The organism is Janibacter sp. DB-40, from assembly GCF_029510815.1.
Classification (GTDB): domain Bacteria; phylum Actinomycetota; class Actinomycetes; order Actinomycetales; family Dermatophilaceae; genus Janibacter.
On sequence record NZ_CP120360.1, the window covers coordinates 2,386,955 to 2,403,117 of the forward strand.

Consider the following 16,163-nt stretch of genomic DNA (forward strand, 5'->3'; position numbering starts at 1 on the left):
AGTAATCAGTCCTTCGTCGCAGTGATCCGGTCGAGCACGACCGACCGTGGGGGCGGGGCCACGTCGCTGATCCGCCACGTCCCCTCCACGGCCTCGCGGGCCCGGGCGAAGCGCTGCGGGGTGTCGGTGTGCAGGGTCATCAGCGGGTCACCGCGACGGACTCGGTCCCCGGGTCGCGCATGGAGCTCGACGCCGGCGGCGGCCTGCACCGGGTCCTCCTTGCGGGCGCGGCCGGCTCCGAGGCGCCAGGCAGCGAGCCCGACGGCGAAGGCGTCGACGTGATCGAGGTGGCCGTCGGCGTCCGCGGTGATCGTCTCGGTCTCCGCGGCGGTCGGCAGGGGTGCGTCGGGGTCCCCGCCCTGGGCCGAGATCATCCGTCGCCAGACGTCCATCGCGCGACCGTCGGAGAGCGCGGCCCGCAGCTCGTCGGCCCCCACCTCGCGACCGGCCGCCCGGGTCATCTCGTCGGCGATGGCCACGGTCAGCTCGACCACGTCCTGCGGTCCCCCTCCGGAGAGCACCTCCAGGGCCTCGCGGACCTCGAGGCCGTTGCCCGCGGTCAGCCCGAGCGGGACGGACATGTCGGTGATCAGGGCGACGGTGTTCACCCCTGCATCGGTGCCGAGGTCGACCATGGTGCTGGCCAGCTCGGTGGCGTCCTCGCGCGTCTTCATGAACGCACCCGATCCGACCTTGACGTCGAGGACGAGCGAGCCGGTGCCCTCGGCGATCTTCTTGCTCATGATGGAGCTCGCGATGAGCGGGATGGCTTCGACCGTCCCGGTGACGTCCCGGAGTGCGTAGAGCTTCTTGTCGGCCGGGGCGAGCCCCGCACCGGCGGCGCAGATGACGGCTCCGACGTCCTCGAGCTGGGCAAGCATCGCCTCGTTGGACAGGTCCGCGCGCCAGCCGGGGATCGCCTCGAGCTTGTCGAGGGTGCCTCCCGTGTGACCGAGCCCCCGCCCGGAGAGCTGGGGCACCGCGACATCGAAGACGGCGACCAGCGGCGCGAGCGGAAGGGTGATCTTGTCCCCCACCCCACCCGTGGAGTGCTTGTCGGCGGTCGGGCGGCTCAGCGAGGTGAAGTCCATCCGCTCGCCGCTGTCGATCATCGCCGCGGTCCAGCGCGCGATCTCCACGCGCGTCATGCCGTTGAGCAGGATGGCCATGGCGAGCGAGGACATCTGCTCGTCGGCGACCACGCCGCGGGTGTAGGCATCGACCACCCAGTCGATCTGCGCGTCGCTCAGCTCACCCCGGTCACGCTTGGTACGGATGACGTCGACGACGTCGTGCTGCTCCACCGGATCGCTCACGGCGCTCCCTTCGTCAGATCGTCGGGCCCGAAGGCCTGCGGCAGGATCTCGGCGAGGGAGAGGTCCCCCTCCGGGGTGCGGATGAGGCACCCGGCTCCCCCGTGCTCCCACAGCAGCTGGCGACACCGCCCGCACGGCATGAGCGTCTCACCCCGCGCATCGACGCACCAGACGGCGACGAGCCGGCCACCGCCGGAACGGACCAGGTCACTGACCAGGCCGCACTCGGCACACAGGCCCACGGCGTACGACGCGTTCTCGACGTTGCAGGCGCTGAGCAGCCGGCCGTCCGCGGCCAGGCCGGCGACCCCGACCGGGAAGCCGGAGTACGGGGCGTACGCGCGCTCCATGGCCTCGACTGCCGCCGCGTGCAGCTGCTGCCACCGGTCCTCGGTCGGGGACGCCACCACGTCAGTGTCCTTCGCCTCGCCGGTAGACGCGACCGTTGGCCGCAGGCATCCGTAGTCGTTGGCTGGCGAAGGCCAGGACGAGCAGGGTCGTCAGGTGCGGGGCGAACCGGGTGAAGTCTCCGGGGATGGTGTCGGTGACCACCCACAGGAGCACCACGCCGATGCCCACCAGGACGGCCACGCTGCCCTGGACGAGTCGCTGACGGCGCGTGATCTGCCAGATGCCGATGGCGAGCAGCAGCACGCCGACGAGGAGCAGCAGGGCGTGGATGGACTCCCCGCCACCGCGCAGCTGCAGGGCGTCGATGTAGCCGAAGAGCCCGGAGCCCATGAGGACGCCTCCGGGGCGCCAGTTGCCGAAGATCATGGCCGCGAGGCCGATGTAGCCACGGCCCCCGGTCTGGTCCTCGCGGTAGGCGCTCGAGGCGACCATCGCCAGGAAGCCACCACCGAGACCGGCGAGGCCACCGGAGGCGGTGACGGCGATGTACTTGTACAGGTAGACGTTGACACCGAGGGTCTCCGCGGACGCCGGGGACTCACCGCAGCTGCGCACCCGCAGGCCGAAGGGGGTGTGCCACAGCACCCACCAGGTGCCCAGGAAGAGCAGCAGCGCGATCACGGTGAGCACGGAGAGATCGGTGGTCAGCCCGCGCACCAGCGCGGCGACGTCGGAGACGAAGAACCACCCGTGCTCCTCGATCGCACCGAGCGTCCCCGAGAGTCCGGGAATGCTCATCTCCGGCAGCTCCGGCAGCGGCGGGGACTGCACGTCGCTGCCGCCCTCGAGCTCGCCGAAGAAGCGGGCCGCGAGGAAGCTGGCCGCCCCGAGCGCCACGATGTTCAGCGCGACACCGGAGACGATGTGGTCCACGCCGAAGGTGACGGTGGCCAGCGCGTGCACGAGACCACCGAGTGCTCCGCACACCATGGCACCGACGACACCCATCCAGGGTCCGCCGTGGATGGCGCCGAAGGCCGCGCCCCACGTCCCGAGGATCATCATGCCCTCGAGACCGATGTTGATGACGCCCGCCCGCTCGGACCACAGGCCACCCAGACCGGCGAGAGCGAGCGGCATGGCCCAGGCCAGGGCTGCGCCGATCGTCCCCGCGGAGAAGATGTCGTCCTTGCCGGTGATCTCGCGCACCATCGCGATGACCACGATCGCCGCTGACAGGGCCAGCGGCCAGGCCCAGAAGGGGACGCGTCGTCCCCGCGCGACGGGGGCCGTCCCCGGCTTCGGTGCGCGCACGATCGTGCTCATGACGAGGCTCCTTCCGCCGTGACGACCGCATCGAGCTGGCGGGTGACCTGCTTCTGCTCCAGCCGCTGCTCGAACCGGTGGACGACCTCGTAGGCGATGACGACCGCCAGCAGGATCACGCCCTGGATGATGTAGACGAGCGCCGGCGAGACCCCCGCCATGAGCTGCAGACCGTCGGATGCCTTCTCCAACCATGCCCAGAGCAGGGCCGCGAAGGCCATGCCCACCGCGTGGTTGCGCCCGAGCAGTGCGACACCGATGCCGATGAAGCCGACCCCCTCCTGGAAGTTCATCCCGTAGCTGTGGTCAGCACCGAAGAACGCCGGCATCCCGATGAGCCCGGCCACGGCACCCGAGCCGATCATCGCGAAGAGCACCATGCGCGGGACCTTCACACCGCTCGCGACCGCTGCCGTCTCGGACTCACCGGTGGCGCGCACGTCGAAACCGAGGCGGGTGCGGTTGACGACGAACCAGTAGACGATGCCGACGATCACGGCGAGGACCAACAGGGTGTACACGAGGTTGGGTGCATCCGGGACGAGCGGTAGCCCCTCGAGCTGGCTCGACTCCGGGATCGTCCTCGTGTTGCGGGTGTTGCTGCCCTCGGCGCGAAGACCCCAGGTGCGCAGGCCCCAGCCGACGAGGCCCGCCGAGATCATGTTGAGCATGATCGTCGAGATCACCTCGGAGACACCGCGCGTGACCTTCAGCCATCCGGCGATCCCGGCCCAGAGGCCGCCCACGGCCATCGCGACGAGCATCGCCATGACGATGTTCAGCGGGCCCGGCAGGAAGGCCTGGCCGGCGAAGATCGCCGCCGCGAAGGTGGCGAGGCGGTACTGGCCGTCGACACCGATGTTGAACAGCTTCATCTTGAAGCCGATGGCGACTGCGACGGCCGCGATGTAGTACGTGATGGCGCTGTTGAAGGTGTTGACGAGGGTGCGCGGCCTCGGCTCGGACAGCAGCGTCTGCCACACGAGCCCGACGGGGTCACCGACGGCGACGAGCACGATCGACGTGACGACGAAGGCCACGACCACCGCGAGCAGTGGTGCCGAGAGGTTGAGCGCCAGACGGCGCGCGGAGAGCTTCACGATGCGTCCTTCCCGGCTCCGGTCATCGCGCTGCCCAGCTGCTGGCTGGTGACGGCGTCCGGGTCGAAGTCAGCGGTGAGCCGTCCGCGCAGGATGACCCGGATCGTGTCCGAGAGCCCGATGAGCTCCTCCAGGTCGGCGCTGATGAGCAGCACGGCGAGTCCCTCCCTGCGCGCCTCGCGGATGAGGTCCCAGATCGCCGCCTGGGCGCCGACGTCGACGCCACGGGTCGGGTGGCTGGCGATGAGGACCTTTGGGCGGTGGCTCATCTCGCGACCGATGATGAGCTTCTGCTGGTTGCCCCCGGAGAGCGACCCGGCCGTGACGTGGATGCTCGGGGTGCGCACGTCGTACTCCGACACGATGCGCTCGGTGTCCGTCCGCGCGGCCTTGGGCGTGAGGATCCCGCGTGCGGAGGAGGGTGCCTCGGTCTGGTGACCCAGCATCCGGTTCTCCCACAGCGGGGCGTCCAGGAGGAGGCCCTGGCGGTGCCGGTCCTCGGGGATGTAGCCGACGCCGGCCTCGCGGATGCGGCGGACGTCCCAGTCGGAGATGTCGGTGCCCTCCAGGGTGATCCGGCCGGCGGAGGGGTCACGCATGCCCATGAGCACCTCGACCAGCTCCGCCTGCCCGTTGCCCTCCACCCCGGCGATACCGAGGACCTCGCCGGCCCGGATGCGCAGGGTCACGTCCTCCAGGAGGGTGCGCCCCTGACCGGGAAGGGTGACCCCCTCGGCCTCGAGGACGACCCGGTCGGTGACCGTCGAGGCCTCGCTCTCGGGCGTCGGCAGCTCGCTACCGACCATCAGCTCGGCCAGCCGGCGGGCGGTCACGTCGCCGGGAAGCACGGTGTCGACCGTGGTCCCGCGACGGACCACGGTGATCCGGTCGGCGACGGAGAGCACCTCGTCCAGCTTGTGCGAGATGAACAGCACCGTGATGCCCTCGCGCTTCAGCTCACGCAGGTTGCCGAAGAGCTCATCGACCTCCTGCGGGACGAGCACCGCGGTCGGCTCGTCGAGGATGATGGTGCGGGCGCCGCGGTAGAGGACCTTGAGGATCTCCACGCGCTGGCGCGCGCCGACCCCCAGGTCCGCGACGAGGGCGGTGGAGTCGATGCCGAGGCCGTACTCACGGGAGATGCGTTCGATCTCGGCACGGGCCGCCGCACCGATCCCGTGCAGCTTCTCCGCCCCCAGGACGACGTTCTCGGTGACGGTGAGGTTGTCCGCGAGCATGAAGTGCTGGAAGACCATGCCGACGCCGTGCTTGATCGCATCGGCCGGGCTGTGCAGCGAGACCTTCTCGCCGCTGATCCGGATGGTGCCCTCGTCGGGGCGCTGCACCCCGTAGAGGATCTTCATCAGGGTCGACTTGCCCGCCCCGTTCTCGCCGACGATCGCGTGCACCGTCCCCCGTGCCACGGCGAAGGAGACGTCGTGGTTGGCGACCACGCCGGGGAACCGCTTGGTGATGCCGTCGACCTCGACGGCCGGCTCCCCGCCGGGTACGTCGGTGGACGAAGGGGGGTCCGGGACGGTCGTGCTCATGGTGCCTCCGTGGTGCGTCTGCGACGTCCTGTCGCAGGCGAAGGGTAGCTGCCGACATGCCGCGGGTCCGGTCACGCGCCGTGCACGTGACCGGACCCGGGGTCAGTCGATCTGCGTCACTTGGACGGGACGGTGATCTCCCCGTCGATGATCTGCTGCTTGTACTTGTCCAGCTGGTCGGTGATGTCGTCGATCTTGCCACCGGTGGTGGAGTACGAGACGCCACCGTCCTTCAGGTTGAACTCGACCAGGCCGGAGGTGTCCTCGCCCTCGGTGGCCGCCTTCAGGTAGTCGAAGACCGCGACGTTCACGTTCTTGACCATGGAGGTGATGATGACGTCCTGGACGTCCTCCTCGGCCGTCATGGCCTGGTCGGAGTCGACGCCGATGGCCATCTTCTTGTTCTCCTTGGCGGCCTCGAAGAGACCGGCCCCGGAGCCACCCGCCGCGTGGTAGATCACGTCGGCGCCCTTGTCGTACATGCCCTCCGCGGCCGTCTTGCCCGCGGCGGGGTCGGCGAAGCCGGAGCCGTCCTCGGCGAGGTACGTCGTCTGGATGTCGATGTCCTCGTCGACCTCCTTGGCGCCCGCCTTGAAGCCCGCCTCGAACTTGTTGATCAGCGGCACGTCGGTGCCACCGATGAAGCCGACCTTTCCGCTCTTGGACTTCAGCGCAGCGGCGGCACCGACGAGGAAGGACCCCTCGTGCTCGGCGAAGACCAGCTGCGCGATGTTGTCGCCCTTGGAGGCATCGGAGGCGTCGTCGATGATCGCGAAGTTGACGTCCGGGTTGTCCTTGGCCGCATTGCCGATGGCCGTGGCGTAGATGTAGCCGACACCGATGATGTTGGTGCAGCCGACGTCGACCAGCTGGTTGAGGCGGTCCTCACGAGCGGCGTCGTTCTCACCCTGGCTCGCCTCGACCTCCTCGGTCTCGATGCCCAGCTCGTCCTTGGCCTGGTCCAGGCCCTTGGCGGCAGAGTCGTTGAACGACTGGTCGCCGCGCCCGCCGACGTCGTAGGCCAGGCAGGCCTTGACGTCCGAGCCGGACTCCGACGCCGACGTCTCCTCCTGGGAGCTGCTGCCACCGCAGGCAGTGAGGGCCACGGCGGCCACGGACATGATCGATGCAGCCTTCACGGTGTGACGCAAGGCGCTCTCCATTCTTCACAGGGGTACTCGGGCACGCACGTGCCACCCGGGGATGCTACGTCCACGTGGACCGCGGGCCCGCACCAGATGGCCCTCATCCACCCAACTGTTATGAGACCGCGATGCGACCAGGAGGCTCCTGGGTGCTCAGTCGTCCCGCTCGACGCGCGTCCACTCCCCCGCGGCGGCGAGGGTGAGCAGGGCGGTCCCGTTGCGGACCGCTCGCTCGTCGACGACGAGGTCGCCCTGGTGCAGGTCGAAGACCCGTCCACCCGGGGCCCGCGTGCCCAGTCGCGCCAGTGCCCCCTCCGAGTCGTGAAGCATCCATGCGAAGTCCTCACCACCGAGGCTGTGGGGCGTGGGCACCGGACGCAGGCCCGCAGCCATCGTGGCGCGTCCCAGGGCCGCCACGGCCGAGGTGTCGTTGACGACCGGCGGGACCCCCCGCACGTGCTCCACGGTGGCGTCGACCCCGTAGGGCGCGACGACCCCGTCGATGACCTCGTGCAGCAGCGGACCGATCTCCTCCCACAGACCGACGTCGAGCATGCGCACGGTGCCCTGGACGACGCCGGTGGAGGGGATGACGTTGATCGCCTCACCGGAGGTGACCCGCCCCCAGACGACGACCAGTCCGGCACGGGGGTCGACCCGCCGGCTGAGCACGGCGGGGACATCGGTGATGACCTTGGCCAGCGCGTAGGTGAGGTCCTCGGTGAGGAAGGGGCGGGAGGTGTGCCCGCCCCGGCCTCGGAGTGTGACGGTCAGCTGGTCGGCGGCCGCCGTGAGGGCACCTTCGCGCAGCCCGATCTCCCCGACGTCCAGTGCGGGATCGCAGTGCACCGCGTAGACCGTGTCGACGCCGGACATCACCCCTGCCCGCACGTATGCCAGGGCACCGCCCGGCATGACCTCCTCCGCCGGCTGGAAGACCAGGCGGACCGCGACGCGCCGGGCGGCCAGCTCGTCGGCGACCTCCGCGAGCGCCAGGCCGGCGCCGAGCAGGGCAGTCGTGTGGACGTCGTGGCCGCAGGCGTGGCAGACGCCGTCACGGGTGGAGCTCCAGTCCAGTCCGGTGCGCTCACGCACCGGGAGAGCGTCGATGTCACCGCGCAGCGCCACCCGCCGACGTGGATCCCTGGCGCCCATGTCCACGACCAGACCGGTCTCCCCGATCCCGCGTGGCTCCAGACCGGCCTGCTCGAGTCGCTCGCGCAAGCGCGCCGTCGTGCGGTGCTCCTGCCAGGACAGCTCGGGGTGGGCGTGCAGGTCCCGCCGGAAGTCGATCAGCTCGGGCAGGAGCCTGTCGATGGCGCCGAGGAGCGTCGGGGCGAGGGGTGCAGTCATGGCGAGAAGGACTCTACTGCGTCACACCAGATCGGCCCGGCCCTCCTCCCTGAGTGCCTGGACGACCAGCCGGACGTCCTGCGCGCGTGCCCGGCTCGTGACGAGCAGTGCGTCGTCGGTCTCGACGACGACGACGTCCTCGAGACCCACGACGGCAACCATCCGACCGGACTCGGTGACGACCAGCCCCCCGGAGTCGATGGCGCGGACGTTGTCGGCGTCCCCGACGACCGTCATGGACTCGTCCTCGTGCGCCAGCAACCCGGACAGCGCCTTGAAATCGCCGATGTCGTCCCAGTCGAAGGTGCCCGGCACCATGACCACGAGCCCCTCGTCGGCAGCGGGCTCGGCGACGGCGTGGTCGATGGCCATCTTCTCCAGTCCCCCCCAGAGCTCCTCGAGCCGCTCGGGCTCGGCCGCGATCTGCCGCAGCCCGGCGGCGAGCTCCGGGTGCCAGCGATCCAGCAGGTCGAGCAGGACCGCGGCCCGGACCACGAACATGCCGGCGTTCCAGCGGAACTCTCCCGTGGCCAGGTAGGAGGCGGCGCGGCGGGCATCGGGCTTCTCGACGAACTGGCGCACCCGGGAGGCGGTCGGGAAGCCCTCCAGGGGCGGACCCTGCTGGATGTAGCCGAAGCCCGTCGAGGGACGGGTCGGCTCGATGCCGATGGTGACCAGCCGCTCACCCCGCGCGGCGACCGCGACCGCCTCGGCGACCGCGTCGGCGAAGGCGGTCAGGTCGGTGATCGCGTGGTCTGCGGCGAAGGACCCGATGATCGCCTCCGGGTCGCGACGCTCGAGCACGGCGGCCGCGAGACCGATCGCGGCCATGGAGTCACGGGGTGAGGGCTCGGCGAGGAGCTGGTCCTCGGCCAGGTCGGGCACCTGCTCACGCACCGCGTCGACGTGGGCGCCACCGGTGACGACGAGCACCCGGTCACCGGCCAGCCCCCGCAGGCGGTCGACGGTCTGCTGGATCAGGGTGCGTCCGGTGCCCGTGAGGTCGTGCAGGAACTTCGGCGAGCTCGCACGGGACATCGGCCACAGTCGGGTCCCGGCTCCTCCCGCCGGGACCACGGCCCAGAACCGCTCCAGCTCCTCGCTCGACGTCATGGCCGCACGCTACCCGCAGGTCGGCGAGGCGCCGTGCGAAGTCGTCACCCGCCGCTCACCCGGGGCCCACCCGGGCGTCATCCCCAGAACTCCTGGGCCCGTCACGGTGGAGGCGTGAGAGTGGCCATCACGACCGAGTCCTTCCTGCCGAGCCTCAACGGCGTCACGACGAGCGTCTGCCGGGTGGCCGAGTCCCTCCGGGAGCAGGGGCACACCGCCCGGATCATCGCTCCCGGGCCGGCGCCGAGCACCTTCGCCGGGCACGCGGTCACCGCACTGCCCGGGGTGCCCGTCCGCGGCTTCCGGGCCGGGCTCCCGACCGCGGGCGTGCGGCGAGCACTGCGGGACTTCCGCCCCGACGTGGTGCACGTGGCCTCCCCCTTCCTCGTGGGTGCGCGCGGACTGCACGACGCCGAGCGGCTCGCCGTGCCGAGCGTGGCGATCTACCAGACGGACATGCCGAACTACGTCCAGCAGCACGGCGGCCCCGGCGCCCTCGGCCGCGGTGCCTCGTCGGTGACCTGGGAGTGGATACGACGCCTGCACTCCCGGGCCGACCTCACCCTCGCGCCCAGTCGACCCGCGCTCGAGGAGCTGCGGGCACACCGGGTCCCCAGGGTGGACCTGTGGGGCCGCGGTGTCGACACCCGCCTCTTCCGCCCCGAGTGGAAGGAGGAACCGGGGGCGATGGCCCTCAAGCGCGCGCTGGCACCGAACGGCGAGGTCGTCCTGGGCTACGTCGGCCGGCTCGCCCCGGAGAAGGAGCTCCACCGGCTCGTCGAGGTCGCCACGCTGCCGGGGACACGCCTGGTCCTCGTCGGCGAGGGTCCGAGCCGCAACGAGCTCGGTGCCCGCCTGACCGAGGCGGTCGCGCGGGCTCCCGGGCGCCCGAATCCTCCACCGGCCTTCCTCGGGCCCCTCACCGGGGACGACCTCGCCCGTGCCTATGCCGCCTTCGACGTCTTCGTCCACACCGGGACGAAGGAGACCTTCGGCCAGACCCTCCAGGAGAGCGCTGCGATCGGCCTGCCGGTCGTCGCACCGGCGGCCGGTGGTCCCCTCGACCTCGTCGACCACGGCCGCAGCGGGTACCTCTTCGACCCGGACGCCCACGGTGACCTGGCCCGGTGGGTCGGCGAGCTCGTCGAGTCACCCGGCCTGCGCGAGGAGATGGGCGCGGCCGGGCCGCACCAGGTCGCCCATCGCTCGTGGGACTCCCTGACGACCCAGCTCGTCGGTCACTACGAGCGCGCGATCGCCACCGCCGCCTGAGGACGAAGGGGGGCTGCCCGCGGATCTCGCACCCACGGCCGCCACTCTGGGAGACTCCGCCTCATGGAACCCCGGTGGCTCGACGACGCGGAGATGGTGACCTGGCTGCGCCTCATCGGGCTCGCCGAGGTCCTACCGGCACGACTGGACGCGCAGTCACGGCGGGATGCCGGGCTCACCCACTTCGAGTACCAGGTGCTCGCGATGCTCTCCGAGGCGCCCGAACGCACCCTGCGCATGTCGTGGTTGGCGCGTCGCACCAACGCGACGCTGCCGCGGCTGTCCCACGTGGTCAAGCGACTCGAGGACCGGGGCCTCGTCGCCAGGACGCGCAGCGCCACGGACGCCCGGGCCACGGATGCCGTGCTCACCGATGACGGGTGGACCACGATCCGGTCGGCTGCCCCGGGCCACGTGGCCTTCGTCCGGGAGCGGATCCTCGACCAGCTCACGCCGGAGCAGGTCGATCAGCTCGGCGAGATCGCCGGCTCGCTGCTCAGCAGCCTGGACCCCGAGGGCGACATCACGATGCGGGCTGAAGACGCTCGCCCGTGAGGTCGAAGTCGACCATCGGCCGCCAGACGCCGTCCGAGCCGTGGTCGTAGAGGTGGAAGCGACTGACCTCGAAGGTCGCCTCGAAGCCGGCAAGGTCGTCGAAGGCCCGGTCGAGCCCCGACTCGTCGATGTCGTGGGCGATCGTCACGTGCGGGTGGTAGGGGAACTCCAGGTCCCGTGAGACGGGGCCACGGCGCACGGCCTGCTCCAGCCGCTCGCACATCGGGATGCCCTCGGAGACCTGGACGAAGACCACGCGGCTGACCGGCCGGAAGCTCCCGGTGCCGCGCAGGTGGATCGTGAAGGGTCCGTGCTGAGCGGCAACCATCTCGAGATGGTGCACGAACCGGTCCATCTCCTGCGGGACGATCTCCGTCGGCGGCATCAGCGTGATGTGCGGCGGGATCGCCTGGGCCATCGGGTCACCGACGTCCTCACGCTGCCTCTGCAGCTGCCCGCCCCATGGCTCCGGGACCGCGATCGACACTCCGTGCACCGCCACGGTCAGCCTCGCGCGGCGGGGAGGAGACCGACGCTGTCGTAGACCCGGTCACGGGTCGCGGAGGCGACCTCTCCGGCGCGGGCGGCCCCCTTCGCCAGGATCCGGTCGAGCTCGGCCGGGTCGTCCATCAGCTCGGCCATCCGCGTCTGGTACGGCTCCACCGCGGTGACGACGACGTCGGCGACCTCCTTCTTCAGGTCCCCGTAGCCTCGTCCCGCGAACTGCGACTCGAGGTCGGCGATCGTGGTGCCGGACAGGGCCGAGTGGATCGACAGCAGGTTGGAGACGCCGGCCTTGCCCTCCGGGTCGTAGCGGATCTCGCCGTCGACGTCGGTGACGGCCGAGCGGATCTTCTTGGCGATCCGCTTGGGCTCGTCGAGCAGCGAGATCAGGCCCCGGTCCGAGGAGGCCGACTTGCTCATCTTGCCGGTGGGGTCCTGCAGGTCCATGATCCGCGCCGACTCCTTGATGATGTGCGGCTCGGGGACGACGAGTGTGTCGCCGAACCGGGCGTTGAAGCGCAGCGCCAGGTCACGGGTGATCTCGAGGTGCTGGCGCTGGTCGTCGCCGACCGGCACGCGCGCTGCGTCGTAGATCAGGATGTCCGCGGCCATGAGGATCGGGTAGGTGAAGAGGCCGACGTTGGCGTTGCCGCCCTTGGCCGTCTTGTCCTTGAACTGGGTCATCCGGTTGGCCTCGCCGAAGGCGGTCTGGCAGGCGAGGACCCACATCAGCTCGGTGTGCTCGCGCACGTGGCTCTGGCAGAAGATCGCCGAGCGCTCGGGATCGACCCCGGCCGCGATGTACTGCGCGGCCGTGACGCGGCTGCGACGGGTGATGTCGGCCGGGTCCGTCGGCACCGTGAGCGCGTGCAGGTCGGCGACGAAGTAGTACGCGTCGAACTCCTCCTGCAGTCCCACCCAGTTGACCAGGGCCCCCAGGTAGTTGCCGAGGTGGAGGGAGTCGCTGGTGGGCTGCATCCCGGAGAGGATGCGGGGCCGCTGGCCGGCCGCGGTGTTCGACGTGGACATGTGCGGCATTCTGTCAGCCGGGCCGTTCGCGCACGCAGCCGCTCGGGGTCACTGTCACCCACCGGCCCGGCCGCAACCCGTCGTCAGGCCGCGCTCACCTGCACCGCGGCTGCCCGGCGAGCTGCCCCACGGCCGCGTGCAGGTGCTCGACGAAGCGCTCCGGGGAGAAGGCGTCCACGTGGGCGAGGATCGCCGCCTCGTCCCATTCCCGTCCGCGGTTGTCGCGGACCGCCTCGCGGATCGCAGCGGCGTCCGGCTCGTCGAAGAAGGCACCGTTGACCCCCTCCGCGATGGTGTCGAGGAAACCACCGGCACGAAGGGCGAGTGTCGGCTTGCCGAAGGCGCCCGCCTCGAGCGGGGTCAGGCCGAAGTCCTCGTGGCTGGCGGCCACGAGCGCGCAGCTGTTGGCGTACACCCAGCGCATCTCGGCGTCGGTGAGCCGGGTGACCACCGCGACGTTGGGCGGAGCCGAGGCACGCAGCTCCGCCAGCATGGGGCCGGCACCGACGACGACGAGTCGCTCCGGCAGGTCCGCGAAGGCCTCGATGATGCGGTGCACGTTCTTGTACGGCAGCAACCGGGAGACGACGAGGTGGAAGTCCTCCCAGCCGCTCACCTCCGGCACCGGGTCGCGGTCTCCCTCCGCGTCCACCGCGAAGGGGGGCGCCAGCACCTCCGCATCGATGCCGTAGGCCTCGTGGATGCGTTCCCTCACGACGTGGGAGTTGGCGAGATACACCTCTCCGGTGGCCGCGGCCCGTCGGTCCCACGCCTTGAGAGGGGCACGCAGCGCCAGGAGCGCGAGGCCGATCGGTGACCGCTCCGGGTCCCGGCCCAGGTACCTCGCCGTCTGGTACAGCCAGCGTGCGGGCGCGTGGCAGTAGACCAGCTTGCGTCCGGTGGTGGGGAAACCGTGTGCCCAACCACTGCTGCTCGCCACGACGACGTCCGCGTCGATGCTCAGTCGGCTCGAGGCGAGCGGGAGGAAGGGCAATGCCATCCGGTGGTTCCGCCGCAACACCCCGACCCTGTTGAGCGGGCTCACGCGGATGTCGGCGTCCCGGAACTCCGGGAAGGTCCCATCCGGGTCGTAGAGGGTCGTGTGGATCGTCGCGTCCGGGAAGGCGCGGTGCATGGCCAGCACCACCCGTTCCGCTCCCCCACGTTGCGTCAGGTAGTCGTGGGCGATGGCCACCCGTGGTCGCTCGCGCCCGGTCACCTCGCCCCAGACGCCGACGATCCGGTCGGTACTGGGACCGATGCCCAAGTGGTCGCGCGCACGCTCCCACCCCGCGTCACCGCGGCGTTCCGACTCCTCGGGGTCCGACAACGCAGCGTCCATGGCAGCAGCGAGCTCATCGACATCACCGGGCTCGACGAGCCAGCCGACCGACTCGGGTCCTCCTTCGGTGATCTCCGGGACGCCTCCGGCGTTCGTGGCGATGACCGGAACCCCCCGGGCCATCGCCTCGGCGACGGCCTGGCCGTAGGGCTCGGGCGTCGGCGACGCGTGCACGGCCACACTCATCGAGTCGAACTCGGCCGCCGGGTCGTCACTGAAGCCGGGCAGCTCGACCCGATCGGTCAGACCCAACCGCGTGATCTCGCGACGGACCTCCCCTTCGTGCTGCTCCTGACCGAACATCGGCGAACCGATGATGCGGAAGGCCGCCGTCGGGAACCGGTCCGCGATACGGCCGGCAGCACGCACGAACTCCAGCTGACCCTTGGTCGGAGAGATCCGCCCGACCATGCCGACGACCGGCGTCCGCGGTAGCGGACGAGGCGCCGGCGCGATCTGCTCGGGGGACAGACCGGGGTGGGCCACGACGAGGCCGCGGGCTCCGGGGAGGGTGTCGGCGGTGGCGCGGGAGTTCGTGATGACCCGCTCCGGACCCCACGTCGAGACCCCACGCACCAGGCGCACCACGCGCGGTGGCAGGTAGTCAGGAGCGATGCGGTCCCGGACGTGCCAGACGAGTGGCCGTCGCGCGAGACGAGCTGCCGGCACACCGAGCAGGTGCGCCTTGAGGGTGGTGCTGTGCACCACGTCGACATCGAGCTCCCGCAGACGCCGCGCCAACCGCAGGACGAAGGGGGCCGCCGCCGCCGCGTTCCTCGCGGCCGTGCGCGGGAGGGCTGCTTCGTGCCGGGTGGTCCCGCCCACGCCCTCGTCCAGCGGCAGGACCTCGACCGCATGACCGCGCCCGCGCAGCCGCTGCACGAGCGGTCCGTGTGCGAAGAGGACGACCCGTGCATCCACGTCATCCCGGGTCGCGAGTGCATCCATGAACCGGACCAGAGCGAGCTCGACCCCACCGAGCTGCGCCGTGTGGTCGAGGATGGCCACCCGTACCGGTCCGCGCATGTCACTCCCATGGTCGACTAGTGCGCAGCCTAGACGGGAGTGACTATCAGGTAGGTGAACTGTCCACGTCGGTATGCTTCGCGTCGTGACGGCGGGGGTGACGGCACGGAGCCACTGGCCCGGCCTGGACGGCCTGAGGGGGATCGCGGCACTCGCGGTCCTGCTCTTCCATGCCCAGCTCGGACTCGCCGTCAACGGCTACGTCGGGGTGGATGTTTTCTTCGCCCTCTCTGGTTTCCTCATCACCTCCATCCTCCTCGGCGAGCTGCACCGTCACGGCCGCCTCCGACTCATCCGTTTCTACGGCCGCCGCGTGCTGCGCCTGTACCCGGCACTCCTCGTCACCTGTGTCCTCGTGGTCGTCGCCGGACTGATCACCGGGAACCTCACAGAAGTCGGACCAGGGGCTGCGGCGGCCTTGGTCTATCTCGGGAACTGGTGGATGTACACCGGGCACCCCGCAGTCTTCCTCGAGCACACGTGGACGCTGGCGATCGAAGAGCACTTCTATGCCGTGTGGCCGCTGCTCCTTGTCGTCCTCTTCTCATCCCGCCGATGGGTGCGAGCTCTCGGGGTGAGTGCCTGTCTCGTCCTCATAGCAGTGCTGTTCAGCCCGTGGCCCGAGTCGATCGAGCCGGTCCGCGGCACCTACCTTCGAGGATTCCCCATCGTCTGGGGATCGCTGCTGGCATGGCTCGCACAACGGGGACCGTTCGCGCATCAACGACAACTCGGCGTTGCCGCGAACATCGCACTCGCCGCGCTCCTGGTGGTGCTGCTCGCGGGTCGACCCCTCCCAGAGCGGTGGTTGACCGGCCCCGACAGCATCACGGCGGTGCTGACCGTCATCGTCCTCGCGGGGGTCGTGCTGGCTCCGTCCTCATGGACGGGGGCTGCCCTCGCCAAGGGACCCCTGCGCTGGGCAGGAACCCGCTCGTACGGGATGTACCTCTACCACTTTCCGTTACTGCAGCTGCTCCGTCACCAGGTCGACGTCGGACCTGTATGGGTCCGGATGCTCTTGGGCATCGTCGTCACATTGCTCGTCACCGAGGCCTCGTTCAGATGGATCGAGACGCCGTTCCTCCGACTCAAGGACCGTCTGGACGACCGCGCTGCCGCACGGACTGAGATCGCCCAGCCGGCTCCGGCCGGTGAAGCACCGGTGTGATGCTGCGCTC

Annotated in this window: 14 protein-coding genes; 3 read left to right on the forward strand and 11 right to left on the reverse strand. The window is 70.5% G+C overall.

Annotated elements, in window-relative coordinates:
• Positions 1–5 precede the first annotated feature (5 nt).
• The 8 genes from PVE36_RS11350 to PVE36_RS11385 all read right to left on the reverse strand — a co-directional run bounded on the left by PVE36_RS11350 (position 6) and on the right by PVE36_RS11385 (position 9,254).
• On the reverse strand, positions 6–1,316 hold the full coding sequence (locus PVE36_RS11350; protein ID WP_277452437.1) for a thymidine phosphorylase: 1,311 nt from the start codon (positions 1,314–1,316) through the stop codon (positions 6–8).
• Positions 1,313–1,726, reverse strand: coding sequence for a cytidine deaminase (locus PVE36_RS11355; protein WP_277452439.1), 414 nt, complete (start codon positions 1,724–1,726; stop codon positions 1,313–1,315). The genes PVE36_RS11350 and PVE36_RS11355 overlap by 4 nt, the downstream gene beginning before the upstream one ends.
• 1 nt (position 1,727) lies before the next feature.
• On the reverse strand, positions 1,728–2,993 hold the full coding sequence (locus tag PVE36_RS11360; RefSeq protein WP_277452440.1) for an ABC transporter permease: 1,266 nt from the start codon (positions 2,991–2,993) through the stop codon (positions 1,728–1,730).
• A complete protein-coding gene (locus PVE36_RS11365; RefSeq protein WP_277452441.1) occupies positions 2,990–4,093 on the reverse strand; it encodes an ABC transporter permease in 1,104 nt (367 codons plus the stop codon). Before PVE36_RS11365 ends, PVE36_RS11360 begins: the two co-directional genes overlap by 4 nt.
• The gene (locus PVE36_RS11370; protein ID WP_277452442.1) at positions 4,090–5,643 is read right to left on the reverse strand and encodes an ABC transporter ATP-binding protein; all 1,554 of its coding nucleotides are present in this window, start codon (positions 5,641–5,643) and stop codon (positions 4,090–4,092) included. The genes PVE36_RS11365 and PVE36_RS11370 overlap by 4 nt, the downstream gene beginning before the upstream one ends.
• Before the next feature lie 116 nt (positions 5,644–5,759).
• Positions 5,760–6,782, reverse strand: coding sequence for a BMP family ABC transporter substrate-binding protein (locus PVE36_RS11375; protein ID WP_277452443.1), 1,023 nt, complete (start codon positions 6,780–6,782; stop codon positions 5,760–5,762).
• Positions 6,783–6,941: 159 nt separating this feature from the next.
• On the reverse strand, positions 6,942–8,141 hold the full coding sequence (locus PVE36_RS11380; RefSeq protein WP_277452444.1) for an amidohydrolase: 1,200 nt from the start codon (positions 8,139–8,141) through the stop codon (positions 6,942–6,944).
• A 21-nt stretch (positions 8,142–8,162) separates the two neighbouring features.
• Positions 8,163–9,254 (reverse strand): mannose-1-phosphate guanylyltransferase, encoded by a 1,092-nt coding sequence (locus PVE36_RS11385; protein ID WP_277452445.1) that lies wholly within the window; start codon positions 9,252–9,254, stop codon positions 8,163–8,165.
• Between the two features lie 114 nt (positions 9,255–9,368).
• Between PVE36_RS11385 and PVE36_RS11390 the strand changes: the two genes are divergently transcribed.
• Together PVE36_RS11390 and PVE36_RS11395 are read left to right on the forward strand one after the other, a co-directional pair.
• The gene (locus tag PVE36_RS11390; RefSeq protein ID WP_277452446.1) at positions 9,369–10,526 is read left to right on the forward strand and encodes a glycosyltransferase family 1 protein; all 1,158 of its coding nucleotides are present in this window, start codon (positions 9,369–9,371) and stop codon (positions 10,524–10,526) included.
• Positions 10,527–10,589: 63 nt separating this feature from the next.
• On the forward strand, positions 10,590–11,081 hold the full coding sequence (locus PVE36_RS11395; protein WP_277452447.1) for a MarR family transcriptional regulator: 492 nt from the start codon (positions 10,590–10,592) through the stop codon (positions 11,079–11,081).
• Here the strand turns inward: PVE36_RS11395 and PVE36_RS11400 are convergent.
• The 3 genes from PVE36_RS11400 to PVE36_RS11410 form a co-directional block, all read right to left on the reverse strand.
• The gene (locus tag PVE36_RS11400; protein ID WP_277452450.1) at positions 11,050–11,568 is read right to left on the reverse strand and encodes a 2'-5' RNA ligase family protein; all 519 of its coding nucleotides are present in this window, start codon (positions 11,566–11,568) and stop codon (positions 11,050–11,052) included. The genes PVE36_RS11395 and PVE36_RS11400 overlap by 32 nt on opposite strands.
• 17 nt (positions 11,569–11,585) lie before the next feature.
• Positions 11,586–12,623, reverse strand: a complete 1,038-nt coding sequence (gene trpS / locus PVE36_RS11405) for a tryptophan--tRNA ligase (RefSeq protein ID WP_277452451.1) — start codon at positions 12,621–12,623, stop codon at positions 11,586–11,588.
• Positions 12,624–12,708: 85 nt separating this feature from the next.
• Positions 12,709–14,982 (reverse strand): glycosyltransferase, encoded by a 2,274-nt coding sequence (locus PVE36_RS11410; protein ID WP_277452452.1) that lies wholly within the window; start codon positions 14,980–14,982, stop codon positions 12,709–12,711.
• Positions 14,983–15,067: 85 nt separating this feature from the next.
• On the opposite strand from PVE36_RS11410, the gene PVE36_RS11415 reads away from it, so the two are divergent.
• Positions 15,068–16,153 (forward strand): acyltransferase, encoded by a 1,086-nt coding sequence (locus PVE36_RS11415; protein WP_277452454.1) that lies wholly within the window; start codon positions 15,068–15,070, stop codon positions 16,151–16,153.
• The last annotated feature ends 10 nt before the right edge of the window (positions 16,154–16,163 follow it).

What these genes read in the sequence shown, in the direction of transcription:
- trpS (WP_277452451.1), bottom strand. Translation starts at nt 12,623, where the DNA reads ATGCCGCACATGTCCACGTCGAACACCGCGGCCGGCCAGCGGCCCCGC.
- PVE36_RS11410 (WP_277452452.1), bottom strand. Translation starts at nt 14,982, where the DNA reads ATGCGCGGACCGGTACGGGTGGCCATCCTCGACCACACGGCGCAGCTC.
- PVE36_RS11370 (WP_277452442.1), bottom strand. Translation starts at nt 5,643, where the DNA reads ATGAGCACGACCGTCCCGGACCCCCCTTCGTCCACCGACGTACCCGGC.
- PVE36_RS11380 (WP_277452444.1), bottom strand. Translation starts at nt 8,141, where the DNA reads ATGACTGCACCCCTCGCCCCGACGCTCCTCGGCGCCATCGACAGGCTC.
- PVE36_RS11395 (WP_277452447.1), top strand. Translation starts at nt 10,590, where the DNA reads ATGGAACCCCGGTGGCTCGACGACGCGGAGATGGTGACCTGGCTGCGC.
- PVE36_RS11360 (WP_277452440.1), bottom strand. Translation starts at nt 2,993, where the DNA reads ATGAGCACGATCGTGCGCGCACCGAAGCCGGGGACGGCCCCCGTCGCG.
- PVE36_RS11385 (WP_277452445.1), bottom strand. Translation starts at nt 9,254, where the DNA reads ATGACGTCGAGCGAGGAGCTGGAGCGGTTCTGGGCCGTGGTCCCGGCG.